Below are 24055 nucleotides of genomic sequence, written 5' to 3'. Positions count from 1 at the left end.
CGGGACGCGCGAGGAACAAGCCGAACATTCTGGCGGTGAGGCGCGAGACGAGCGCGGGACGCGCGAGGAACAAGCCGAACATTCTGGCGGTGAGGCGCGAGACGAGCGCGGGACGCGCGAGGAACAAGCCGAACATTCTGGCGGTGAGGCGCGTGACGAGGCTGGTTCGCCGCCGGTCGTGGCAGGCGTTGGTCCTCCTGGCGGCCGCGCTGGTGCTGAGTTCGTGCGGCTGGCGCGGGATCTCCAACGTCGCGATCCCGGGTGGCCCGGGCAGCGGCTCCGGCGCGATGACGATCTACGTGCAGGTGCCGGACACCCTGGCGATCAACGGCAACAGCAAGGTGATGGTCGCCGACGTCTTCGTCGGGTCGATCAGGAAGATCGAGCTGAAGAACTGGATCGCCACCCTGACGCTGGGTGTCGACAAGAACGTCAAGCTGCCCAAGAACGCCACCGCGAAGATCGGCCAGACCTCGCTGCTGGGTTCCCAGCACGTCGAGCTCGCCGCGCCGCGGAACCCGTCGCCGCAATTGCTCAAGAACGGCGACATGATTCCGCTGAAGAATTCCTCGGCGTACCCCACCACCGAGCAGACCCTGGCCAGCCTGTCGCTGATCCTGCGGGGCGGCGGCATCCCCAACCTGGAAGTGCTGCAGAACGAGGTCTACAACATCTTCAACGGGCGGGGCGAGGCGATCCGGTCCTTCCTCGGCAAGCTGGACACCTTCACCGATCAGCTCAACCAGCAGCGCGACGACATCACCCACGCGATCGACTCGACCAACCGGCTGCTGACCTATGTGGGTGCCCGGGCCGACGTGCTCGACCGGGTGCTCACCGACATCCCGCCGCTGGTCAAGCACTTCGCCGACACCAAGAACCTGCTGATCAACGCCGTCGACGCGGTGGGCCGGCTCAGCCAGGCCGCCGACCAGTACCTGTCGGAGGCACGCGGGCCGCTGCACACCGACCTGCAGGCGCTGCAATGCCCGTTGAAGGAGCTGGGCCGCGCCTCGCCGTACCTGATCGGCGCGCTGAAGCTGATCCTCACCCAGCCGTTCGACATCGACACCGTGCCGAAGATCTTCCGCGGCGACTACATCAACATCTCGCTGACGCTGGACGTCACCTACAGTTCCGTCGACAACGCGTTCCTCACCGGTACCGGGTTGTCGGGGGCCCTGCGCGCGCTCGAGCAGTCGTTCGGGCGTGATCCCGAGACGATGATCCCCGACGTGCGTTACACGCCGAACCCGAACGACGCGCCCGGTGGGCCACTGGTGGAAAGGGGGGACAGGAATTGCTGACTCCTTTCATCAGACGGCAGCTGATCGCGTTCGGGATCCTGACGGTCATCTCGCTGCTCGTGCTCGGGGTGTACTACTTGCAGATCCCGAGCCTGGTGGGCATCGGCCGGTACACGCTCAAGGCCGAGCTGCCCGCGTCGGGTGGCCTCTACCCGACGGCGAACGTGACGTATCGCGGCATCACGATCGGCAAGGTCACCGACGTCGAGCCGACGGAGCGGGGCGCCGAAGCGACGATGAGCATCGACAGCCGCTACAAGATCCCGACCGACGCCACGGCCAACGTGCACTCGGTGTCGGCCGTCGGTGAGCAGTACCTGGACCTGGAGTCGACCGGGAACCCCGGCAAGTTCCTGTCGGACGGCCAGACGATCACCAAGGGCACGGTGCCCGCCGAGATCGGGCCGGCGTTGGACACGGCGAACCGCGGGCTCGCCGTGTTGCCCAAGGACAAGATCGCCCAATTGCTCGACGAGACGGCGCAATCCGTGGGCGGGCTGGGCCCCGCCCTGCAGCGGCTGGTGGATTCCACCCAGGCGATCGTCGGCGACTTCAAGACGAACATCACCGACGTCAACGACATCATCCAGAACTCGGGTGGGGTGCTGAACAGCCAGGTGAAGTCGGGTGACGCCATCGAGCGCTGGGCGCGCAACCTGAACAGGCTGGGCGCGCAGTCCGCGCGGGAGGACCAGCACGTCAAAAGCGTGCTGCGCCAGGCGGCGCCGACGGCCGACCAGGTCAACGAGGTGTTCAGCGACGTGCGGGACTCGCTGCCGCAGACGCTGGCGAATCTCGAGGTGGTGTTCAACCTGCTCAAGCGCTACCACACCGGTGTCGAGCAGGTCCTGGTGTTCCTGCCCCAAGGCGCGTCGATCGCCCAGACGGTCGCCGCGCCGTTCCCGAACATGGCGGCCCTGGACCTGGCGTTGTCGATCAACCAGCCGCCGCCGTGCCTGACCGGCTTCATCCCGGCGTCGGAATGGCGGTCGCCGGCCGACACCAGCATGCAGCCGCTGCCGTCGGGCACGTACTGCAAGATCCCGATGGACACCCCGGCCAACAGCGTGCGCGGATCGCGCAACATCCCCTGCACGGACGTCCCGGGCAAGCGGGCGGCCACCCCGACGGAATGCCGCGACCCCAAGCCGTACGTGCCGGCGGGGACCAACCCCTGGTACGGCGACCCCAACCAGATCCTGACCTGCCCCGCCCCCTCGGCGCGCTGTGACCAGCCGGTGAAACCGGGTCAGGTGATCCCGGCGCCGTCGATCGACAACGGCCTCAACCCGGCCCCCTCGGACCGGGTGGCGGGGACGCCCCCGCCGACCAGCGACCCGTTGTCGCGGCCGGGGTCGGGTACGGTGCAGTGCAACGGCCAGCAGCCCAACCCGTGTGTCTACACGCCCAGCGGGCCTCCAGTGGCGACCTACAGCCCCCAAAGCGGTGAACTGGTAGGGCCAGACGGTGTTAAATACTCCGTCGAGAACTCGGCCAGGACAGGAGACGACGGATGGAAGGAGATGCTGGCGCCAGCCGGCTGAACCCCCCACCGATGCCGAAGTTTCGTCGTCTGCGCAGACGGCGTCCGAAGAACCAGGACCCGGCGTTCGCCGCCGACCCGACAACTCCCGACGTGACGGACGAGGAGTCGGCGGAGCCCGAGGACGAAACCGGGTCCACCGATCCGGCGGTGCCGGCCGAGGAGCCGTCGGCCGAGGAGCCCGCGGGCGCGACCGAGGAGCCCGCGGGCGCGACTGAGGAGCCCGGCCCCGAGGCGGCCGCGGAGGAAGCGCCGGAATCCGGGGCCGGACCGGGTGCGGCCGAGCAGCGCCGCGCGTCCCGGTTGGGCCGCGGCTGGCTGGCCGGCATCGCGGCGGCGCTCGTGCTCTGCGCCGCGGCCATCGGCGCCGGCGGATACCTCGCGTTGCGCTACCACCACGAGAGCCAGGCGATAGCCCGCAACAACGCGGCGGCGCTCAAGGCGGCCGTCGACTGCGTATCGGCGACGCAGGCGCCCGACACCAATGCGATGGCCGCGAGTGAGCAGAAGATCATCGACTGCGGCACAGACGCTTTCCGCTCGCAAGCCCTGCTCTACACCAGCATGCTCGTTCAGGCGTACCAGGCGGCCAACGTGCACGTCCAGGTGTCCGACATGCGGGCGGCGGTCGAGCGCAACAACCCCGACGGCTCGATCGACGTGCTCGTCGCGGTTCGCGTCAAGGTCGCCAACGATCAGACGCAGAACGAAACCGGCTACCGTCTGCGGGTGAAAATGGCTATGGCCGAAGGGCAATACAAGATTGCCAAGCTCGACCAGGTGACGAAGTGACGGTGGTGGTCGAGCAGCCACCGGCTACGGCCGCCTCGGAATCCCCGCGGGATGCCTTGGCGCCCTGGCATCTTCGGGCCGCCGCGCTCACCGTCGACGTGCTGCCGGGCGCCGCGGTGGTGACCACGATGGCGTTGGCGGGTTTCACCGTTCCGCCCAGCGGCGTGTGGTGGTGGCTGTGCGTCGCGGTCATCGGGGCAACCGTCCTGCTGATGCTGGTCAACCGCCTGCTGTTGCCGACGGTCACCGGATGGAGCGTGGGGCGGGCCCTCTTCGGCGTCGCGGTGATGCGGCGCACCGGTGACCCCATCGGGCCGTGGGGACTGCTGCTGCGGGACCTGGCCCACCTCCTCGACACGGTCTCGGTGGTGGGATGGCTGTGGCCGCTGTGGGACTCGGGCCGCCGCACCTTCGCCGATCTGCTGCTGCGCACCGAGGTGCGCCGGCGCGAACCGGCCGAGCCGGAGTTCGGCGCGCGCCGGTGGGCCACGGTCGTGGTGGTCGCGGCGACGGCCTTGTGCGTGGCCGGTGCGGCGCTGAGCTATGCGGTGGTGTTCGGCCCGAATAGGGCCACCGACCGAACGCGGGCGCAGCTGGACATCCAGGGGCCGAAGATCGTCGCGCAGATGCTGACCTACGACCCCAAGTCGTTGCACGACGACTTCGCCCGCGCCTTGTCGCTGGCGACCCCCAAATACCGGACCCAGCTGGCCGCCCAGCAGGACGTGGTGGCGAAGGGCAACCCGGTCATCAACGAGTACTGGGTGACCGACCACGCGATCGAGTCGGCGGCGCCCGACCGGGCGACCATGCTGATGTTCATGCAGGGGCGGCGCGGCGCGGCGCCCGACGAGCGCTACATCTCCGCCACCGTCCGGGTGACGTTCGCCAAGGACGGCGACAACTGGCTCGTCGACGATCTGGCGGTGCTGACCAAGCCCAAACCGCCCGGGAACGGCAAATGAGCCCGCGCCGCAAGATCGCGCCGGGCGAGGAACCACTGCTGGTCCCGCACCCGGTGCCGCCGGGGCGGCCGTGGGGCCTGCCGCTGGCGAGCGCCATCGGGGCGATCTTCATGACGGCCGCGATCACGGCATGCGGCCTGATGCTGAGCGACCATGAGTCGCGTGAGCGCGCCGAGTCGAAGAATCGCGAGGTCCTCAGCTACGTGACCGGCTTCATGGCGCAGTTCACCTCCATCGATCCGTTCCACGCCAACGACTACGTGATGCGGGTGCTGGCCCAGGCGACGGGCGACTTCGCCAAGGAGTACCGCGAGAAGGCGAACGAGATCCTGCTGCAGGTGGCCCGCGCCGAGCCGGCCACCGGCACCGTCCTGGACGCCGGGGTGGAGCGATGGAACGACGATGGCAGCGCCACCGTCATCGTGGCCACCGCGGTCAGCTCGAAATCGCCGGACGGTAAACAAGTCTGGGAAAACGCCAATCGGTGGACGGCGACCGCCACGCAGGAAGGAAAGCAGTGGAAGATCAGCAGCCTGCAGCAGGTGATCTGACCGCCGACGAAGGCGCACCACCGGACGAGGCGGCCACCGAGGAGCGCGCCGAGGCCGGTGCCGCCGACGAAAGCGCTTCTGCGACGGAGGAATCCCCCGACGAGGCGGACGAGGCGGACGAGGCGGACGAGGCGACCGGTGACAAGCCGGCGGGCCGCAAGCGGCGCAAATGGCTGGCGGGTAAGCGGATGGCGATCACCGTCGCCGTGGCCGCCGCGCTCTTCGTCGGTTCCGCGGCGTTCGCCGGCGCGACCGTGCAGCCCTACCTGTCCGATCGTGCCGCGGCGGCAACGAAACTCAAGGTCGCACGGACCGCGGCCAACGCGATCACCACACTGTGGACCTACACGCCGGAGAACATGGACACCCTCGCCGACCGTGCATCCACCTACCTCAGTGGGGATTTCGAGGCGCAATACCGCAAGTTCGTCGACGCCATCGTGGCTCCCAACAAGCAGGCCAAGATCACCAACCGCACCGACGTGACCGGCGCGGCGGTCGAATCGATCGACGACAACAACGCCGTCGTCATCGTGTACACCAACACCACGTCCACCAGCCCGCTGACCAAGAACGTGCCCTCGCTGAAATACCTGTCCTACCGGCTGTTTCTGAAGCGCGCGGGAAACCGCTGGCTGGTGACCAGGATGACGACCATCACGTCGCTGGACTTGACGCCGCACGTCTGACGCGGTCTGCTACGCCCCATGGTCGTTACCTCGCCGGTGTCGCAGCGATCGACCGTGGCGGCATTGCTGTTGTTGACCTTCGCCACCGGCCTGGCCGACTCGATCAGCATCCTGGTGCTCGGCCACGTGTTCGTCGCCAACATGACGGGAAACGTGATCTTCCTGGGGTTTTGGCTGGCGCCCAGGACGAGCGTCGACCTGACCGCGGTCGTGGTGGCCCTGCCCACCTTCGTCTGCACCACGATCCTGAGCGGCCGGATGTCGCGGCATTTCGCCGACCGGACCCGGCCGTGGATCACCACCGTCTTGGGCGCCGAGATCGCCCTGCTGGTGGTGTTGGCGATCACGGCAGGTGCGGGAATCCTGCAGTACCACAACAACACCAAGCTGATCATCATCGGGGTGCTCGCGGTCACCTTCGGTCTGCAGCACTCGAGTGCACGCCAGTTCGGCATCCAGGAACTCTCCACCACGGTGCTGACGTCGACGATCGTCAGCCTCGGCCTGGACAGCCGCCTCGCCGGCGGCGCGGGTGGCCGTCAGGCGTTGCGTCTGGGCGTGGTGTCGACGATGTGCGCCGGCGCTTTCCTGGGCGCGACGATGTCGCGATTCGTCGTCGCGCCGGTGTTCGCCGTCGCCGCCGCGGTGGTAGCGGCCAGCCTGTTGATCTTCCGCTTCGGGCCGAGCTAGTTGAAGGCCAGCCAGCTGGGCAGCGCCCGTTCGTGGGAATCGCAGAGCACCTGCCGGGTGTCGCACGATCCCCGCGGCGAACCGGCGCCGGCCCACATGCCGCCGGTGTCGCGGCGCAACACGATGGCCGACGATCCGCCGCCGTCGAGCAGGATGGCGTTGTCGCTGCCCAGGCCGCGGAACAGGTCTTGCATGTTGTCCGGGGTGTAGCTGCCGCCCTCGAAGACGTACATCTCGTCCTTCTGCCTCGAATACGCCAAAGCCGTTCGCGCCGCACTGGGTCCACCGTCGCGCAGCTGCCCGGTGTTGCCGGGTGCCAGCAGCCCGATCCCGGACACCGCGACGAACCGCTCGTTCTTGTTCAGCAGGTCGGCGACGACGGGAGTCGCGGAGTCGTAGTCGCTCTTGGTCCTGGGCCACACCACGTACGGGGCGCCGCCGGACGGCAGGATCATCGTCGTCAGGGCGCTCCAGCTTTCCCCGCCGCCCGACAGGCCCTGCTTGCCGGGGTAGGCGACGGTGCCGGTGACGACCTGGTTCGCGCGGCCCTGCCCGTGGGTGTTGTCCACGAACGCGCCCAGCGGTGAGCTGCAGCCGGTCTGGCGCCACGAGCCGCCCTTCTGCCCGCGTACGTCGAAGAAGTTGGCGTTGATCGCGATCGTCGGTTGACCCATCCGCTGCCACGCCTGCAGCGGCGCGTAGAGTTCCGACGCCTGCCAGAGGCCCTCGCCGGTGCGGGCGCCCGGATTGTGCTCGCAGCGTGCCTGATCGCCCTGGTGGGTGTCGACCAGCAGGTGCGGCGCGAGCCGCCCCGCCGCGTTCTTGATGATCATCAGGTGGCCGCCGTTGTTCATCTCGTACCAGCTGCCGCCGGCGTTGAGCATCGGCGCGGGGTGGCCGGGGCCGAAGTTATAGACCAGGTACGAGCCCTTGGTGGTGTTGATGGCGTTGGCCAGCAGGTCGCGGCCGTCGGCGGCATGTGCGACCGGCTGCCCGGTGGCCGACGCGAGGGCGACGCACGCGATCATGGCGGTGCAGCCGGCCACCAGTCGGCGCAAGCTGGCGCGTCGGGTCAGCACGATCGCCCTTTCGGCCCGGATCTAGATGCAACAAAAACATCATCAGTCACATCCGTCACACCGTCAAGTTAGGTCACGGGCGGATGACGCTCGGGCGGCTTTCGAATTACGTTTCCTCGCTTGGGCTTTCGGTTGAGCTCTCGGGATCGGCGGTGGCGCCGGTGCGCTCGTGCCTGCCCTGGCGCGCCGTGTGCTGGGCCTGATGTTCCATGGCGATCGCCATCTCGACGGCGCCCGGGATCCGGTGGAATCCCTTGCGGTCGTACAGGTGCGTGACGATGCCGCCCAGCAGCAGCCCGATGACGAGGCCGACCGTCGTCATGATCAGCGCCTGCGATATCCCGGTGTCCGCGTGGCCCTTGAAGTACAGCAACGAGCGGGCGCCGAGGAAAACCTGGTGCATGGGCTCGAATTCGGCCAGCCAGCGGAAGAAGGGCGGCGTCGCCTCCAGCGGCACGGTGGCGCCGGCCGACGGCAGTCCGAGGATCACGAAGATCAGCAGGCTGACCAGCAGGCCGCCGGTGCCCAGGACGGAGAGCAGCGAACTGGAGGTGATGCCCACCGCGGCGATCGCGAACACCCCGTACGCCCAGAGTTGCCAGCCGAGGTCGATGGGCATGCCCAGCCCGTGCGCGATCGCCACGTAGGCCGCTGAGGTGAGCAGTCCCAGCAGCACCATGATGGCCCACTTGAGCAGCAGCGTCTGGAAGCGCGAGATCTTGACCTGCTCGGCGAAGCGGTACACCGGGCCGAATTCGGCCGGCACGTAACCGAGTAACGCGTCCACCAGGGTGCTGACCACGATGCTTCCGGTGAACCCCGCGAGTAGCAGCAAGAGCGCGTAATAGAAGGCCGACAGCCCGTTGCCGGTGCCATCGGGCAGCGGGTTGTAGACGGTCGACTCGATCTCGATCGGACTGGACAGGCCCTCTTCGGTGGCGCCGGCCAGCGGCGCGCCGCCGGTCTGCGCCTTGACCTGCGCGAGGAGCCGTTCGCCCACTTCGCCATTGGCCACGCCCATCGCCATGTTCAGCGTCTGGGCGGCGATGCTGGCGCCCAGCGTGCCGGCGCGCGGGTTCGTCGAAATCTTGATCACCGGCCGTTCCGCGGGACCGGGCTGCACCGCGCTGGTGCCCAGGTCGCGCAGTTTCGACGAGAAGCTCGGCGGTATCAGCACCGAGCCGTAGACGTGGCCGGTGTCCAGTTGATGCCTGGCCGCCGCGCGGGTCAGCACCCGGACGTCGAACTTGTTCTTGTCCAGGCCGTTGACCAGCCGGCCGGCCAGCTCCGCGCCGCCCGGACCGGCATCCTCGTTCACCACGGCGATGGGGAAGTGGCGCAGGTTGGTCATCGGGTTCAAGATGCCGCCGAGGTACAGCGCGCACAACGCCGACATCAGGGCGAGCGTGATGACCAGCGGGGCCGCCCAAAAACGGACGGTCCGGACCGCCCTGATGTTCCGGTTCGGGTTCGGCGCCGCGTGCTGCGGCCGCGATTGGGACATGCCGGCTCCTGTCTGTCACGCCCACTCTATGGGCTCGCCCCGCCCAGCTTCGCGTGCATTTCCCAGACGAGCAGTTCCGACGGCGCGTGCGCCGTCACCCGCCGGCCGCCGGCGTCGGCGAACCGCACGGCGTCACCTTCCGCCAGGTCGCCGACGCCCTCACAGCCGACCGCGCCGCGCGCGACGAAGAGGTGCAGGTAGGGAGCCTGCGGAAGGCTGATGACGTCGCCGGACCGCAACCGCGCGGCGTGCAGCGCGGCGCCGCGGTTGTGCAGCGCGACGGCGGCGTCGCGGCCCGGAATGCCGGAGGCGATCGTCGCAAGTGCGCCGTCCAACACCTCCGCGCCGATCTCCTGCTGTTGATAGCCAGGGGCGATGCCCGCCTCGTCGGGCGCTATCCACATCTGCACGAAATGCACTGGCTCCGTTGTCGAGTCGTTCTTCTCCGAATGCAGGATTCCGCTGCCGGCCGACATGCGCTGGGCCAGACCCGGATAGATCACGCCGCGATTCCCGATCGAGTCCTGATGTGCGAGTCGGCCCCGCAGGACCCAGGTCACGATCTCCATGTCGCGGTGCGGGTGCGTGTCGAATCCCGCTGCGGGCGCGACGATGTCGTCGTTGTTCACCAGCAAAAGCCCATGGTGGGTATTGCCCGGATCATAGTGATCGCCGAACGAGAACGAGTGCCGAGACGTCAGCCAGGGTGTCGTGGTGACGGCCCGCGCGGCCGCCCGCCGAAGTTCCGCCTGGGCCGCCATGCGCTTAGCCTAATCGGCCTAATCGACCGGTGCGGTCAAGCCACCGTCGCGGCGAGCAGTCCCTGGGCGTGCCGGAGCGCCGCGTCGAGTTCGGGCAGGGTCAGCCGCGCGGGGCGGCCCAGATGGATCTCGATCTGGTACTCCGGCTGGCCGTCCGGCCCGAAGATCGGCAGCACCACGAATTCCGCTGCCGCCAAGTGGGTTTCGAGGTCGTCGGTGACCGACTGCAGCGTCACCATCGTCATCAGGGTGGTGAGCTGGCGGGTGACCCGTGCCGTCGGCTCCAGCGACGCCAACACGTCCGCCAACCGGGTGTGCAGCGACTGATGGGTGTCGTCGAACCGCCACGCGCCGTACCCGCGGGCGCGGATGTCGGCCAGGACCCGCTGGTGTTCGGCGATCTCCGCCCGGGTCAACCGGGGCGTCACCCGGTGCAGCCAGGCACGCACCACGTCGTCGTCGCGCCAGGCCATCGCCACCAGGCCGAACGGCGGGTCGATGGGAAAGTGCTGACCGACGGCCTGCCCGCCGTCGGCGCCGTGGCCGACCGCGTCCACGGTGGTCAGGTGGCGGGCGCCGATCCTCGACATGGAGCAGCCGGCGCCGAGCGTCTTGTGCAGGAAGCGCAGCGCGTCGCGGCCCCGGTCCAGCAGCGGGAACTGCGCCCGCAGGCCATGCACCAGCCCGAAAAGGCCACTTCCCAGCACGTAGCGGCGATCGGCGCGGCGCGCCACCCAGGCGCGGCCTTCCAGTTCGGCCAGCACCAGGGCGCAGGTTGAGGTGCTGATCGCGCAGCGCTTCGCCAGCTCCGCGGATGTCAGCCCCGCCGGGGTATCCGCAAGCGCCGCAAGCACATCCATCACGCGTCCGGTTGGCGGTGATTTGCCGGTTGACGTACTGATGCCCACCTCCCTACGATCCGTCCAAATTGTCAGTTTATAAGTCCTAATATTAGGAGACTATTCGTCGTGATCAAGGTCGGGGTGTGGGGGCCGGGTTCCATGGGCGTGATCGCCCTGCGCGGTGTGATCGACCACCCGGAGTTGCAGCTGATCGATCTCGTGGTGCACAGCGACGCCAAGGCGGGGCGCGACGCCGGCGAGCTGTGCGGCATCGCACCGGTCGGGGTGGTGGCCACCCGTGATCCGTCGGCGTTGCTCGCCGGCGACGCCGACGCGGTGGTGTACGCCGCCGGCGCCAACCTGCGGCCGCTGGAGGCGGTGCAGGACATGGTCTCCATCCTGCGGGCCGGGAAAAACGTGGTGTCGTGCTCTGTGGTCCCGCTGGTGTTCCCCGACGGGGTCGACGCAGCGTTCACCGACCCGCTGCGGCGGGCCGCGCTCGACTGCGGTGCCTCGTTCTTCACCACGGGGATCGACTCCGGCTTCGCCAACGACGTTCTGCCGCTGGTGCTTACCGGGGTTTCGCGGGTCATCGATTCGGTGCGGGTGACGGAGATGTTCAACTACGCCACCTACCCGGACCGGGCCGCCGTATACGAGATCCTCGGGTTCGGCCAGCCGCCGGAATACCGGGCGTTCGCGGCCCAGCCGGGAATGTTCACCTTCGGCTGGGGCCCCGTCCTGCACCAGCTCGCCGCCGGTTTGGGCGTCGAGATCGACAACATCGAGGAGACCAACGACCGCGTCGCCGCCACCGAGTCCTTCGACACGCCCACCGGCCACATCGCCGCCGGGACGATCGCCGCGATGCGCTCCACACTGACCGGATACGTCGGCGGCAAGCCGACATTCGTCCTCGACCACGTGACCCGGATGCGTGACGACGCCGCGCCGGACTGGCCGCAGCCGCACATCTCGATCCCGCCGAAAGACCTCGGGTACGGGCCGGCGTCCGGGCGGGGCCTCTACCGGGTGGAGATCGAGGGATCGCCGAGCATGCGATGCGAGTTCGAGATGGCCGAGGACCACGACCACGACCTGGGTGCGCGCATCGCGGGCGCCTCGCGGATGGTCAACGCCATTCCGGCGGTCTGCGCGGCCCCGCCCGGGCTGCTCTCGGCGCTGGACCTGCCGCTGATCACCGGGGCCGGCCTGGTCCGCCCGGTGCCGGGACCGGCACCGGACAGCCGGCTGTTCTAGGTCCGGTCGCCGGGATAGGTCGCGGCGGCCAGCTCGAGGATCTCGGCGCGGTCCGCCGCCAGGATGAACCCGCCCCGAATCGACGCATCGAGCGCGGCGGTGAAGCGCTCCAGGTACTGGCCCATCCCGCCCGGGTAGAGCCGCCGCAAGGTGTCGTCATCGAAGAGCTCGCCGAAGCCGAAGAGCGAGGACATGATGCTCTCTTGGTCGCCGAGCCCCGAGGTCCGCGCCACCGGCACATCCACCCACGGGGTTCTGACGCCGCCCCGCGCCAGGCCGTTGGGATCGGTAATGGGTTGGGGGCCTTCGGTATCGAGCACCCGAATCGGCGCGGCGCTGGGGGCCGGCTCGCCGGTGCGCACCCACGCGTTCAGCGCGGCGATTGCGCCCTGCACGACGTAGTGGTGCTGGGGGGCGAAGTTGATGTGATGCGAAAGCTGTTGGCCCATCAGCAGGTTGGTCGGCGCGTAGGCGGCGACGATGTCAGCCAGCGGCGCCGAACCGCTGTCGATCGGCGCCACGTGGATGGTGTAGTTGTCGGCGTGCGCGGCGCCCGGCAGCTCCCAGACCCGCAGGAGCGGGTTGTCCGGTTGCCTCGCGTAGTAATAGCCTTCCCGCGCGCCGCCGAACAGGTCGGTCTCGGTGATGAGCGTCAGCAGCGGCACCCGCAGGTCGGGGCGGAAGGCGACGGCGTGCGGGGCGCCGGATTCGTCGAAGATGGAGCTCCCGTCGAGCGGCGCGGCCGGGCCGAATCGGGAATGGACGAAGAAGCCGTCGTACGCCTCGGCCAGTGGGTCGACGGCGTTGACGTAGGTGGTGAGGAACATGGCCGATTGCGACTCGCCGAGCGCGACGACGTGGCGGGTGCGCAGGTCGCCCAAAACGCCGGCGTTTCTGATGAGGCCGCCGGCCTGGGAGAAGATGTCGTAGGCGAAGGCGTCGCCGGGGTGGCTCAGCGGCGCGTAGCGCGCCGGGTCCTGGCTTTTCAACGACATGTCGACACCCAGGATGCTCGGGCCGCCGTCCACCCCGACCTGCTGGGCCGACACCGCGACGTAGGCGTAACCCGCGCGCAGTATTTCCCGATGCGCCATCATCCACACGGCCGGCGCGTCGATGCCACCGCTCACGTTGAGCCACTCCACCAGCACGGTGCCGTTGAACCGCGCCCGGTCGGCCGGCGTCAATGCGACGATCCGGGTGCGGTAACCCGCTGTGCCGCTGGGCTTTACGTCCCAGCGCCCGTCCGGTCCCAATGCGCCCAGCGGCGCGTAGCGCGAGGCAGTACCGGATACGAAGAATTCGTCGACGCGGTATCCGAGACCGGCGATGTCGAAAGCGCCCAGCAGCAGCCGGGGCCGCCCGGGCACGGGTGCGACGTCGGGCGAGTCGGTCACAGCGAACCGGGCAGTCCGAATTTCGCGAACAGCGCGTCGTCGAGGAAGGCCACGACGTGGGAAACGCCGTCGTCGCGCACGTCGAGCACGTGCAATTGGAAGGGCACATGCCGGGCGCCGGCGCGCATGTACATGGCCGCGCCGGGCTGACCGTTGGCGACCAGCGGCAAGAGGCGCATGTCCCCGGGATGCTCGGCGGGGCATCGCTGATGGATCAGGCTGACGATGTCCCGCGCCCCCCGATACCAGCCCGCGTACGGCGGCATCTCCCAGATCGCCTCGGCGGTGAACAGCTCTACCAGGCGGTCGACGTCGTAGGTCTCGAAGGCGGCGATGTAGCGGGCCAACAGGTCCTGTGCCTCCGGGGACTCCGGCGCGGCCAACCGGTCGCCGGTGCTGGGCCCGGCCGCGTCGAGTTGGGAACGGGCCCGCTGCAGCAGGCTGTTGACGGCGGTCGTGGTGGTGCCGATCGCGGCGGCCACCTCCGCGGACTTCCACTGCAACACGTCGCGCAGCAGCAGCACCGCCCGCTGCCGCGGCGAGAGGTGTTGCAGCGCAGCGACGAACGCCAATCGCACCGACTCGCGCGACCCGACGATGACCGACGGGTCGGCGGGGTCGTTCGCCAGGTCCGGGAGCGGCTCCAGCCAGGGCACCTCGCGGCGCTCGACCAGCTCGTCGGCCGGGTCGGAGCTGGGTGCGCCCAGCCCGGTGGGCAGCGGGCGGCGTTGCCGGCCCTCCAGCGCGCTCAGGCAGGTGTTGGTGGCGATCCGATGCAGCCACGTCCGCATCGACGACTTGCCTTCGAAGCGGTCGTAGGCCCGCCACGCCCGCAGCAGTGTTTCCTGAACCAGATCTTCCGCGTCGTGCAGGGACCCGGTCATCCGGTAACAGTGCGCCAGCAGTTCGCGGCGGTACGGCTCGGCGTGCACCGAGAAATCCTTGCCGGCGCCGACCGCCGGGCCGAGGTCGGCGGTTGCGGCGTTTTGCGCGAGCAGCCCCACGATGGGACAGCCTACGACAGTGTCTGGCCGGGCGACCTGCACCGTCAGCCATTACGCTGCCCGTAATGACTAGGACCGTGCAGTGAACCGCGACGAACGAAACTTCGACGGATTCGGCGGCGTGCGCATCGTTTACGACGTCTGGACACCGGACACCGCCCCCCGGGCGGTGGTGGTCCTGTCGCACGGCCTGGGCGAGTACGCCCGCCGCTACGACCACGTCGCGCAGCGATTCGGCGCGGCGGGCCTGGTCACCTACGCGCTGGATCACCGCGGCCACGGCCGCTCGGGCGGCAAGCGGGTGCTGGTGCGGGACATCTCCGAGTACACCGCGGACTTCGACAGCCTGGTCCGGATCGCCACCCGCGAGCATCCCGGGCTCAAATGCGTCGTGCTCGGGCACAGCATGGGCGGCGGCATCGTGTTCGCCTACGGCGTCGAACGCCCCGACAATTACGACCTGATGGTGCTGTCCGGGCCCGCGGTGGCGGCCCAGGACCAGGTGTCGCCGCTGATGGTGATGGCCGCCCGCGTGCTGGGCGCCCTCGTGCCCGGCCTGCCGGTGCAGGAGCTCGACGTGGACGCCATCTCGCGGGACCCCGCGGTGGTGGCGGCCTACAAGAGCGATCCGCTGGTGTATCACGGCAAAGTACCCGCAGGCATCGGCCGCGCCCTGATCCAGGTCGGCGAGACCATGCCGCAGCGCGCCCCGGCGCTGACCGCGCCGCTGCTGGTCGTGCACGGCTCGGAGGACCGCCTGATTCCCGTGGCCGGCAGCAGGCGGCTGGTCGAGTGCGTGGGCTCCACCGACGTCGAGTTGAAGGTCTATCCGGGCCTCTACCACGAGGTCTTCAACGAGCCGGAGCGCGAGCAGGTGCTGGGCGACGTCGTCTCGTGGATCACCACACGGCTCTGAGGCGAAGGTGTCGGATCGCTCCCGTAATTTGGCGCGTATGACTGACGACAAAATGCTCGCGCGCATCGCCGCGCTGTTGCGTCAGGCCGAGGGCACCGACAACGCGCACGAGGCCGACGCCTTCATGAGTGCCGCGCAGCGGTTGGCGACGGCGGCCTCCATCGACTTGGCGGTGGCGCGTTCCCACGCGGCCAGCCGCTCGCCGGCCCAGGCCCCGACGCAGCGGACCATCACCATCGGAGCCGCGGGCACCAAGGGGCTGCGGACCTATGTGCAGCTGTTCGTGGTGATCGCCCTGGCCAACGACGTGCGCTGCGACGTGGCGTCGAATTCGACGTTCGTGTACGCCTACGGGTTCGCCGAGGACATCGACGCCACCCACGCCCTGTACGCCAGCCTGGTCGTTCAGATGGTGCGGGCGTCGGACGCCTACCTCGCGTCGGGTGCGCACCGGCCGACGCCGACCATCACCGCGCGGTTGAACTTTCAGCTGGCCTTCGGGGCGCGGGTGGGCCAACGCCTGGCCGAGGCCCGGGACGAGGCGCGGCGCGAGGCCACCAAGGATCGGCGGCGCCCGCCGGGAACCGCTATCGCCCTGCGCGACAAGGACGTCGAGCTGCACGACTATTACCGGAGCGCGTCCAGGGCGCGCGGCACGTATCAGGTCAGCCGCGCGACCGCCGGCTACTCGTCGGCGGCGCGGCGCGCGGGCGACCGGGCCGGCCGTCGGGCGCGGCTGGGAAGCAGCCCCGAACTGCCCGGCGCGCGCACCCCGCTGGGCCGGTGAGTCCGGGGCGATCCGCGACCAGGGACGCCCAGCGGGCCAAGGTCTACGCGGCCGAGGAGTTCGTCCGCACGCTGTTCGACCGCGCCGCCGAGCACGGGTCGCGCGCCGTCGACTTCTTCGGCGCGCAGCTCACGCTGCCGCCGGAGGGCAGATTCGGCTCGGTTCCGTCCGTGCAGCGCTATGTTGACGAGGTGCTCGCGTTGCCGGCGGTGCGCCGGCGTTGGCCCGCCGTCGCGCCGCTGCGCGTGCGGCCGCGACGGGCCGCCACCGCGGCCCACTACGAATTCCGCGGCGGCGCGGGCGTTATCGCGGTGCCCGATCGCGACACCGCCGACTGGGCGCTGCGCGAGCTGGTGGTGCTGCACGAAATCGCGCACCACCTGTGCCGGGCCGAGCCGCCCCACGGACCGGAGTTCGTCGCGACGTTTGGCGAGTTGGCGGAGCTGGTGATGGGACCCGAGCTCGGGCATGTGCTGCGCGTCGTGTACGCCAAAGAGGGTGTGCGGTGAGCTCGTTCGAAGAGGACGCCGGCGCCCGGGCGCGCGAGGTCGAAGCCCGGCTGACCGACGACGAGCGCTTCTCGCTGCTGGTCGGGGTGATGGGTGCCGGTGAGATGTGGTCGGTGCGCGACGAGCGCATCCCGCCGGACGTCCCGATGAGCGCCGGCTATGTGCCGGGCATTCCGCGGCTGGGCATCCCGGCGCTGCTGATGAGCGACGCCGGCCTGGGCGTGACCAACCCCGGCTACCGCCCGGGGGACACGGCCACGGCGTTGCCCGCCGGGCTCGCGCTGGCCGCCACCTTCGACCCGTCCCTCGCCCGCGCCGCCGGTGAGGTGATCGGCCGCGAGGCCCGCAGCCGCGGGTTCAACGTGCAGCTCGCCGGTGCGATGAACCTCGTGCGCGACCCGCGCAACGGCCGCAACTTCGAATACCTCTCCGAGGACCCGCTTTTGACCGCGACCCTCGCCGCGGAGTCCGTCGACGGCATCCAGCGGCAACGCGTGATCTCGACGGTCAAGCACTTCTCGCTCAACTGCAACGAGACCAATCGGCATTTCCTGGACGCGGTCATCGACCCCGGCGCGCACCGCGAATCCGACCTGCTGGCCTTCGAGATGGCCATCGAGCGTTCCCGGCCGGGTGCGGTGATGACCGCCTACAACAAGGTCAACGGCACCTACGCGGCCGCCAACGACGTCCTGATCAATCGGGTGCTCAAGGGCGCGTGGGGATACCGGGGGTGGGTCATGTCCGACTGGGGGGCCACGCCGTCCTGGGAGTGCGCGCTGGGCGGGCTGGACCAGGAGTGCGGGGCTCAACTCGACGCGCTGCTGTGGCGCTCGGAGCCGTTCGGTGAGCACCTGCGGGCCGCGCGTGCAGCCGGCAGCCTCAGCGGCGAGCGCCTCTCGGACATGGTCCGGCGGATCCTGCGGTCGATGTTCGCGGTCGGCATCGACCGGTCCGACGCGGCGCCCGCGCCGGACATGGCCGCGCACAACGAGATTGCGTTGCGGATCGCCCGGCAGGGGATCGTGTTGTTGCAGAACCGCGGCCTGCTTCCGCTGGCGCCGGAGTCGAGTGCCCGGATCGCGGTCATCGGCGGGCACGCGCACGTCGGGGTGCCGGCCGGCTATGGCTCGAGTGCGGTCGTCCCGCCGGGCGGTTACGCGGCCGTGATACCGATCGGCGGCTCGGGGCTGGAGGCGGGGCTACGCAAGCTGCACCTGTTGCCGTCAAGCCCGCTGGACGAGGTGCGGAAGCAATTCCCGCACGCCCACATCGAATTCGACCCCGGCATCAGCCCCGCGGAGGCGGTCCTGGCGGCGCGACGCGCAGACGTCGCGATCGTGTTCGCGATCCGCGCCGAAGGGGAGGGGTTCGACCTCGCCGACCTGTCGCTGCCCTGGGGACAGGACGCGCTGATCGCCGCGGTGTCCGCCGCCAACGCCAATACCGTGGTGGTGCTCGAAACCGGCAATCCGGTGGCCATGCCCTGGCGGGATTCGGTGCGGGCCATCGTGCAGGCCTGGTACCCGGGCCAGGCGGGCGGTCGCGCTATCGCGGAACTCCTTGCCGGCCAGTTCAATCCGTCGGGGCGGCTGCCGATCAGCTTCCCGGTCGACTTGCGCCAGACGCCGCGGCCCGAGTTGCCCGGCTTCGGCGCCCCGTGGGGCGAGCCGACGTCGATCGACTACGTCGAGGGATCGGACGTCGGCTACCGCTGGTTCGCCGCCACCGGGCAGGACCCGATGTTCGCCTTCGGTCATGGCTTGTCCTACACCGGGTTTGACTACCGCGACCTGACGGTCAGCGGCGGGGACACGGTGAGAGCCAGTTTCGACGTCGTCAACGTCGGTGACCGCGCCGGCGCCGACGTTCCCCAGCTCTATCTGGCGGGAGCCCCCGAGGGCCGATGCCTGCGGCTGCTCGGATTCGAACGGGTCGAGCTGGAGCCCGGCGCCACCCGCCGCGTGACCATCGAAGCGGATCCACGCCTGCTGGCGCGCTACGACGCGGGCGTGGGGGCCTGGCGGATGGCCGCGGGCGGCTATCTGCTGGCGGTCAGCACGTCGGCGGTCACGCCACGGCTGACGGCGGCGGCAGAGCTCGCCGGCCGCACGTTCGGGCGCTGATCCGGCCCGCGCCGCCCGCGTCGAGTGTGCTTCCGCGGCTTCGAGCGGGCGCGCGGGGCGGAGTTCCCCGGCGTGTCGCCGCCCTGGATGCGCACACCCGACGCGGGCCTCAGCGCGCGGACTACTTGACCGGGGTCAGCTCGTCGCCGCAGGTGCAGCGGTACGGCTCACCCGCACCCGAGCAGTGGCAGGGCACCTCGATGCGAACGCGGCAGCCGCAGCCCTCGTGGCCACAGGTCAGCTCCGTGCCTGCTTCGTAATTTGCCATTTCCCTCACCCATCTCTCTCTTGTGGACGCTTACCTGTGTGGTCGACCACGTCGCCCACTATATACCCCCCATGGGTATACGGTAAACAACCGTGACCCGTCCGATACCGATTGGACCGCCGCCGCCGGCGCGGGTGCGCGCGGCTAGCGTTGGTGTCATGACCCGGACACCAACGCCGCACGACGTCGACAATTTCCTGGACACCACGGTGATCGGCGACGATCCGGCCCTGAGCGCGGCGGTGCGGGCGAGCGACGCGGCCGGATTGCCGCAGATCGCCGTGTCGGCCCAGCAGGGCAAGTTTTTGAGCCTGCTCGCCGGCGCCATCCAGGCGCACCGGGTCCTCGAGATCGGCACGCTCGGCGGCTTCAGCACCATCTGGCTGGCCCGCGGCGCCGGCCCGCAGGGCCGGGTGGTGACGCTGGAATACGAGCCCAAGCACGCCGAGGTCGCGCGGGCCAACCTGGAACGGGCGGGCCTGGCCGACCGGGTGGAGGTGATCGTCGGCGCCGCACTGGACACGTTGCCGACGCTGGGCGGCGCCCCCTTCGACATGGTGTTCATCGACGCCGACAAAGAGAACTACGTCGCCTACCTGGACTGGGCGGTCCGGCTGGCCCGACCCGGAGCGCTCATCGTGGCGGACAACGTGATTCGTGAAGGGCAGGTGCTCGATCCGCGCGACGATGCCCAGGCGCAGGCGGTGCGCCGCACGTTGCAGCTGATGGGCGAGCACCCGCGCCTGGAGACGGCCGTCATCCAGACGGTCGGGGCCAAGCGCTGGGATGGCTTCGCGCTGGCGCTGGTGCGTTAACGTCCGACGGGGCTGTGGTCGCCGACCGCGCGCGGCGGAGGCGAGCTCGCTGATTCGCGGCGCGGGTTCGCCCGGCGTATAGCGCGGCCCGGTCGACCCGGCCTCCACGCACCGCGACGTGGGCGCGACGCACGAAGGGCAGCAACAGGTTTACCGCGGCCGCCAGCTCGCCGCCGATGCCGGCCTGCGCCACCGGAACGTCGAGGCGCAGCCGGCCCGCGGTGTCCACGTCTTACGACGCTGCGCGGCCGGTCAACGGGGTTCGCCGGTCGGTGCCGGCCGCCGACGATTTCGTTGCTGGCGTGCCCCGTGCGGGCGTAATCTTGACCGCAGATGGATGGGTGCAGTCGGCTCATAGTGGTTGTCCCACAACGGGCTTGCTGCATAACAGAAAGGTCACAAAATGAGTACAGTCCATTCATCAATCGATCACCACCCGGATTTGTTGGCCCTGCGCGCGAGCTACGACCGCGCCGCCGAGTCGATGAGTGCGCACGTCACCTTCGGGCTGGCGCTGCTGACCGGCCTCTATGTGGCCGCGTCACCGTGGATGGTGGGATTCAGTGCGACGGGTTCGCTCGCCACCTCCGACCTGATCGTCGGGATCGGGGCCGCGTTCCTGGCGTACGGGTTCGCGACCGCGCTCGACCGCGCCCACGGCCTGACCTGGACGATGCCGGTGCTCGGCGTGTGGGCCATCGTCTCGCTGTGGATCCTGCCCGGCGTCCACCTGACCGCCGGCACGATGTGGTCCAACCTCGTCGCGGGCGCGCTGCTGACGGTGCTGGGCCTCAACGCCACCTATTTCGGCAGGCGCACACGCGCGGCGGCCACCCACGCATAAGGTTCAAATCCGTTGAGCCGGGCGGCGATCAAGCCTAACCGCAGACCGCCCCGATCGCCGCCGAGCTGACCAGCTTGACGTACTTGGCCAGTACGCCGGTCTGATAGCGCGGCGGGGGAGGGGTGAAACCCTCTCGCCGGGAATCGAATTCGGCCGGATCGACCAGCACGTCGAGGACGCGATTCGCGACGTCGAGCCGGATCGTATCACCGTCGCGCAGGAAGGCGATCGGTCCGGCGTCGACCGCCTCGGGCGCGATGTGACCCACGCACAGGCCGGTCGTGCCGCCGGAGAAGCGGCCGTCGGTGAGCAGCAGCACGTCCTTGCCCAGGCCCGCGCCCTTGATCGCGCCGGTGATGGCCAGCATTTCGCGCATCCCCGGCCCACCCTTGGGGCCCTCGTAACGGATCACCACCGCGTCACCCTTGGTGATCGTGCCGTCCTCGAGGGCGTCCAGGGCGGCGCGCTCGCCGTCGAAAACCCTTGCGGTGCCCTCGAACACGTCGGAATCGAAACCGGCCGTCTTGACCACCGCGCCCTCGGGCGCCAGCGAGCCGCGCAGGATCGTGATCCCACCGGTGGGGTGAATGGGGTTGTTCAGCGCCCGCAGCACCTTGCCGTCCGGGTCGGGCGGTGCGATGGCGGCGAGGTTCTCCGCCACCGTCTGGCCCGTCACCGTGAGGCAGTCGCCGCGCAGCAGGCCCGCGTCCAGCAGCGCCTTCATCACCACCGGCACGCCGCCGATGTGGTCGACGTGGGACATGACGTGGCGGCCGAACGGCTTGACGTCGGCCAGGTGCGGAACCTTCGACCCGACCCGGCTGAAATCGTCGAGCGACAGCGCGACGCCGGCCTCGTGTGCGATCGCCAGCAGGTGCAGCACGGCGTTGGTCGACCCGCCGAACGCCATCACCACCGCGATCGCGTTCTCGAAGGCCTCCTTGGTGAGGATGTCGCGGGCGGTGATGCCGCGGCGCAGCAACTCGACGACGGCCTGACCGCTGCGCCGGGCGAACCCGTCGCGGCGGCGGTCGGTCGCCGGCGGCGCCGCGCTGCCCGGCAGCGACATGCCCAGCGCCTCGGCGGAACAGGCCATGGTGTTGGCGGTGTACATGCCGCCGCACGCGCCCTCGCCGGGACAGATCGCCCGCTCGATGGCGTCGACGTCCTCCCGGGGCATCAAGCCCCGCGCGCACGCGCCCACCGCCTCGAACGCGTCGATGATGGTGACCTCGCGCTCGCTGCCGTCGGACAGCTTGGCCACCCCCGGCAGGATCGAACCGGCATAGAGGAAGACGGCCGCCAGGTCGAGCCGCGCGGCGGCCATCAACATCCCGGGCAGCGACTTGTCGCAGCCGGCCAGCAGCACCGAGCCGTCGAGGCGCTCGGCCTGCATCACCGTCTCGACGCTGTCCGCGATCAGTTCGCGGGACGGCAGCGAGAAATGCATCCCCTCGTGGCCCATCGAGATGCCGTCGGAGACCGAGATCGTGCCGAACTCGAGCGGGTAGCCGCCCGCCGCGAAGACCCCCTCCTTGACCGCTGTGGCGAGCCGGTCCAGCGAGAGGTTGCAGGGCGTGATCTCGTTCCAGGACGACGCGACCCCGATCTGCGGCTTGGCGAAGTCCTCGTCGCCCATGCCGACCGCCCGCAGCATGCCGCGGGCGGCGGCCTTCTCCAGGCCGTCGGTTACGTCACGACTGCGCGGTTTGATGTCGGCGGATCCAGTCGTGTCGCGTGTTGTAGCCATCGTGCAAGTATGCGGGACCTGGCCGCATGGCAAATGCGCGGGTCATACCCGGGCGGGGTATAAAGTGGATTGGTGACGCCGGCCCGCCCATCCGCGGCGGGCGCGGATGGGCAGGGGTAAGGACGGATGACGAACGCGCACGGATATTCGCAGCAGAAGGACAACTACGCCAAGCGGCTGCGGCGCATCGAGGGCCAGGTGCGCGGCATCGCGCGGATGATCGAGGAAGACAAGTACTGTATCGACGTCCTCACCCAGATCAGCGCCGTCAACAGCGCGCTGCGTTCGGTCGCGCTGAATTTGCTCGACGAGCACCTCAACCACTGCGTGACCCGCGCCGTGGCCGAGGGCGGTGACGACGCCGACCAGAAGCTCGCCGAGGCCTCCGCCGCGATCGCGCGCCTGGTTCGTTCCTGATTGGTGACCGAGTTGAGACCCCGATTGCGGCCCTGACAAGGGGCCGGCTGTAGTTGCGGTCCGTACGGTAAGGCAGTGTGATCGCATTAGGCGCGACAACCCAGGAAATGGGTAGTCCGGCCGATACAGACGCCATGACCGCCGAAACCAACGCTGCCGCCCGAACGTGGACCCCACGCGTCGCGGCCCAGCTCGCTGTCCTGGCCGCGGCGGCCTTCATCTACGTCACCGCCGAGATCCTGCCGGTGGGCGCGCTGCCGGCCATCGCGCGCAACCTGCACGTCAGCCTGGTCCTGGTGGGCACCCTGTTGTCGTGGTACGCGCTGGTGGCCGCCCTGACGACGATCCCGCTGGTGCGCTGGACCGCGCACCTGCCGCGCCGCCAGGTGCTGGTCCTGAGCCTGAGCTGCCTGACCCTGTCCCAGGTGATCTCCGCGCTGGCGCCCACGTTCGCGGTGCTGGCCGCGGGCCGGGTGCTCTGCGCCGTCACGCACGGGCTGCTGTGGTCGGTCATCGCGCCGATCGCGACCCGGCTGGTGCCGCCCAGTCACGCCGGCCGCGCGACGATGTCGATCTACGTCGGGACCAGCCTGGCGCTGGTCGTCGGGAGCCCGCTGACGGCGGCCATGAGCCTGATGTGGGGCTGGCGCCTGGCGGTGGTGTGCGTGACCGTCGCGGCCGCCGTCGTCACGGTGGCCGCCCGGGTGATGTTGCCGGAGCTGGTGCTCACCGAGGACCAGCTCAAATGCGTCGGCCCGCGGTCGCGCCACCACCGCAACCGCCGGCTGATCATCGTCAGCGTCATCACCATGGTCGGCGTGACCGGCCACTTCGTCTCCTACACCTACATCGTGGAGATCATCCGCGAGGTCGTCGGCGTGCGCGGACCGAACCTGGCGTGGGTGTTGGCCGCCTACGGCGCCGCGGGGGTGCTGGCCGTCGGCCTGGTGGCGCGGCCGCTCGACCGCCGGCCCAAAGGCGCGATCATCGGGTGCATGGCCGGTCTGACGGCCGCGTTCGTCGTGCTGACCGCGCTGGCGCTGGGCGGGCGGCCGGCCGCGGCAGCGGCGCTGATCGGGACGGCCGCGATCGTGCTCTGGGGGGCGATGGCCACCGCCGTCTCGCCGATGATGCAGTCCGCGGCGATGCGCAGCGGGGCCGACGATCCCGACGGGGCGTCGGGGCTGTACGTCACGGCGTTCCAGGTCGGCATCATGGCGGGCGCGCTGGCGGGCGGCC

General features: G+C 69.8%; 23 protein-coding genes and 1 pseudogene. 16 read left to right on the top strand and 8 right to left on the bottom strand.

Annotated elements, in window-relative coordinates; all coding sequences use genetic code 11:
• Positions 1-134 precede the first annotated feature (134 nt).
• Genes BST44_RS05810 through BST44_RS05780 form a run of 7 tightly spaced genes read left to right on the top strand, consistent with a single transcriptional unit; the run spans position 135 to position 6537 of the window.
• Complete coding sequence (locus BST44_RS05810) at positions 135-1307, top strand: virulence factor Mce family protein (RefSeq protein ID WP_142274375.1); 1173 nt, start codon at positions 135-137, stop codon at positions 1305-1307.
• Positions 1301-2851 (top strand): virulence factor Mce family protein, encoded by a 1551-nt coding sequence (locus tag BST44_RS05805; protein ID WP_083175633.1) that lies wholly within the window; start codon positions 1301-1303, stop codon positions 2849-2851. The genes BST44_RS05810 and BST44_RS05805 overlap by 7 nt, the downstream gene beginning before the upstream one ends.
• Positions 2821-3642 (top strand): Rv1363c family protein, encoded by an 822-nt coding sequence (locus BST44_RS30325; RefSeq protein WP_167380159.1) that lies wholly within the window; start codon positions 2821-2823, stop codon positions 3640-3642. The genes BST44_RS05805 and BST44_RS30325 overlap by 31 nt, the downstream gene beginning before the upstream one ends.
• A complete protein-coding gene (locus BST44_RS05795) occupies positions 3639-4607 on the top strand; it encodes an RDD family protein (protein WP_083175630.1) in 969 nt (322 codons plus the stop codon). The genes BST44_RS30325 and BST44_RS05795 overlap by 4 nt, the downstream gene beginning before the upstream one ends.
• A complete protein-coding gene (locus BST44_RS05790; RefSeq protein ID WP_083175628.1) occupies positions 4604-5158 on the top strand; it encodes an Rv1363c family protein in 555 nt (184 codons plus the stop codon). Before BST44_RS05795 ends, BST44_RS05790 begins: the two co-directional genes overlap by 4 nt.
• Complete coding sequence (locus tag BST44_RS05785) at positions 5125-5847, top strand: Mce protein (RefSeq protein WP_083175627.1); 723 nt, start codon at positions 5125-5127, stop codon at positions 5845-5847. The genes BST44_RS05790 and BST44_RS05785 overlap by 34 nt, the downstream gene beginning before the upstream one ends.
• A gap of 54 nt (positions 5848-5901) precedes the next feature.
• Positions 5902-6537, top strand: coding sequence for a YoaK family protein (locus BST44_RS05780; protein WP_083175849.1), 636 nt, complete (start codon positions 5902-5904; stop codon positions 6535-6537).
• Here the strand turns inward: BST44_RS05780 and BST44_RS05775 are convergent.
• From BST44_RS05775 to BST44_RS05760, 4 genes are all read right to left on the bottom strand, one after another.
• Positions 6534-7616 (bottom strand): phosphodiester glycosidase family protein, encoded by a 1083-nt coding sequence (locus BST44_RS05775; protein ID WP_083175625.1) that lies wholly within the window; start codon positions 7614-7616, stop codon positions 6534-6536. The two genes, BST44_RS05780 and BST44_RS05775, sit on opposite strands and share 4 nt — an antisense overlap.
• Before the next feature lie 106 nt (positions 7617-7722).
• A complete protein-coding gene (locus BST44_RS05770) occupies positions 7723-9120 on the bottom strand; it encodes a YhgE/Pip domain-containing protein (protein WP_083175624.1) in 1398 nt (465 codons plus the stop codon).
• 26 nt (positions 9121-9146) lie between these two features.
• Positions 9147-9881, bottom strand: a complete 735-nt coding sequence (locus BST44_RS05765) for a pirin family protein (RefSeq protein ID WP_083175622.1) — start codon at positions 9879-9881, stop codon at positions 9147-9149.
• A 35-nt stretch (positions 9882-9916) separates the two neighbouring features.
• On the bottom strand, positions 9917-10741 hold the full coding sequence (locus tag BST44_RS05760) for an IclR family transcriptional regulator (protein WP_142274369.1): 825 nt from the start codon (positions 10739-10741) through the stop codon (positions 9917-9919).
• 108 nt (positions 10742-10849) lie between these two features.
• Between BST44_RS05760 and BST44_RS05755 the strand changes: the two genes are divergently transcribed.
• Positions 10850-11983, top strand: coding sequence for an NAD(P)H-dependent amine dehydrogenase family protein (locus BST44_RS05755; protein ID WP_142274368.1), 1134 nt, complete (start codon positions 10850-10852; stop codon positions 11981-11983).
• Here the strand turns inward: BST44_RS05755 and BST44_RS05750 are convergent.
• Complete coding sequence (locus BST44_RS05750; RefSeq protein WP_083175621.1) at positions 11980-13380, bottom strand: alpha/beta hydrolase domain-containing protein; 1401 nt, start codon at positions 13378-13380, stop codon at positions 11980-11982. The two genes, BST44_RS05755 and BST44_RS05750, sit on opposite strands and share 4 nt — an antisense overlap.
• Positions 13377-14513: pseudogene (locus BST44_RS05745) on the bottom strand (sigma-70 family RNA polymerase sigma factor). The gene BST44_RS05750 and the pseudogene BST44_RS05745 overlap by 4 nt, the downstream one beginning before the upstream one ends.
• On the opposite strand from BST44_RS05745, the gene BST44_RS05740 reads away from it, so the two are divergent.
• The 4 genes from BST44_RS05740 to BST44_RS05725 are packed head-to-tail and all read left to right on the top strand — an operon-like array spanning position 14506 to position 18722.
• Positions 14506-15300, top strand: a complete 795-nt coding sequence (locus BST44_RS05740) for an alpha/beta hydrolase (RefSeq protein ID WP_439330698.1) — start codon at positions 14506-14508, stop codon at positions 15298-15300. The pseudogene BST44_RS05745 and the gene BST44_RS05740 sit on opposite strands and share 8 nt — an antisense overlap.
• A gap of 37 nt (positions 15301-15337) precedes the next feature.
• Complete coding sequence (locus BST44_RS05735) at positions 15338-16087, top strand: DUF2786 domain-containing protein (protein ID WP_083175616.1); 750 nt, start codon at positions 15338-15340, stop codon at positions 16085-16087.
• On the top strand, positions 16084-16596 hold the full coding sequence (locus BST44_RS05730) for a TIGR04338 family metallohydrolase (protein ID WP_083175615.1): 513 nt from the start codon (positions 16084-16086) through the stop codon (positions 16594-16596). Before BST44_RS05735 ends, BST44_RS05730 begins: the two co-directional genes overlap by 4 nt.
• A complete protein-coding gene (locus tag BST44_RS05725; protein WP_208619733.1) occupies positions 16593-18722 on the top strand; it encodes a beta-glucosidase in 2130 nt (709 codons plus the stop codon). The genes BST44_RS05730 and BST44_RS05725 overlap by 4 nt, the downstream gene beginning before the upstream one ends.
• Before the next feature lie 121 nt (positions 18723-18843).
• Here BST44_RS05725 and mymT read toward each other — a convergent pair whose 3' ends face one another.
• A complete protein-coding gene (gene mymT / locus BST44_RS05720; protein WP_007167279.1) occupies positions 18844-18990 on the bottom strand; it encodes a copper-binding metallothionein MymT in 147 nt (48 codons plus the stop codon).
• 158 nt (positions 18991-19148) lie between these two features.
• Here mymT and BST44_RS05715 point away from each other — a divergent pair, with 158 nt between their 5' ends.
• Together BST44_RS05715 and BST44_RS05710 are read left to right on the top strand one after the other, a co-directional pair.
• Positions 19149-19805 carry an O-methyltransferase gene (locus tag BST44_RS05715; RefSeq protein WP_083175613.1) on the top strand — a complete coding sequence of 219 codons (657 nt, stop codon included), beginning with the start codon at positions 19149-19151 and terminating at the stop codon, positions 19803-19805.
• 403 nt (positions 19806-20208) lie between these two features.
• Positions 20209-20649, top strand: a complete 441-nt coding sequence (locus tag BST44_RS05710) for an SPW repeat protein (RefSeq protein WP_083175612.1) — start codon at positions 20209-20211, stop codon at positions 20647-20649.
• A gap of 34 nt (positions 20650-20683) precedes the next feature.
• Here BST44_RS05710 and ilvD read toward each other — a convergent pair whose 3' ends face one another.
• A complete protein-coding gene (ilvD, locus tag BST44_RS05705; protein WP_083175610.1) occupies positions 20684-22399 on the bottom strand; it encodes a dihydroxy-acid dehydratase in 1716 nt (571 codons plus the stop codon).
• Between the two features lie 126 nt (positions 22400-22525).
• Between ilvD and ricR the strand changes: the two genes are divergently transcribed.
• Both ricR and BST44_RS05695 read left to right on the top strand, forming a co-directional pair.
• Positions 22526-22816 carry a copper-sensing transcriptional repressor RicR gene (ricR, locus tag BST44_RS05700; protein ID WP_007167284.1) on the top strand — a complete coding sequence of 97 codons (291 nt, stop codon included), beginning with the start codon at positions 22526-22528 and terminating at the stop codon, positions 22814-22816.
• A 134-nt stretch (positions 22817-22950) separates the two neighbouring features.
• On the top strand, positions 22951-24055 hold a 1105-nt coding region (locus tag BST44_RS05695; RefSeq protein WP_083175841.1), incomplete at its 3' end, for an MFS transporter.

Origin of the sequence: Mycobacterium scrofulaceum (genome assembly GCF_002086735.1) — a bacterium.
Taxonomy (GTDB): Bacteria; Actinomycetota; Actinomycetes; order Mycobacteriales; family Mycobacteriaceae; genus Mycobacterium; species Mycobacterium scrofulaceum.
The sequence above is the reverse complement of the archived record's forward strand: the minus strand, read 5'-3'. Positions and strand labels throughout refer to the sequence as shown.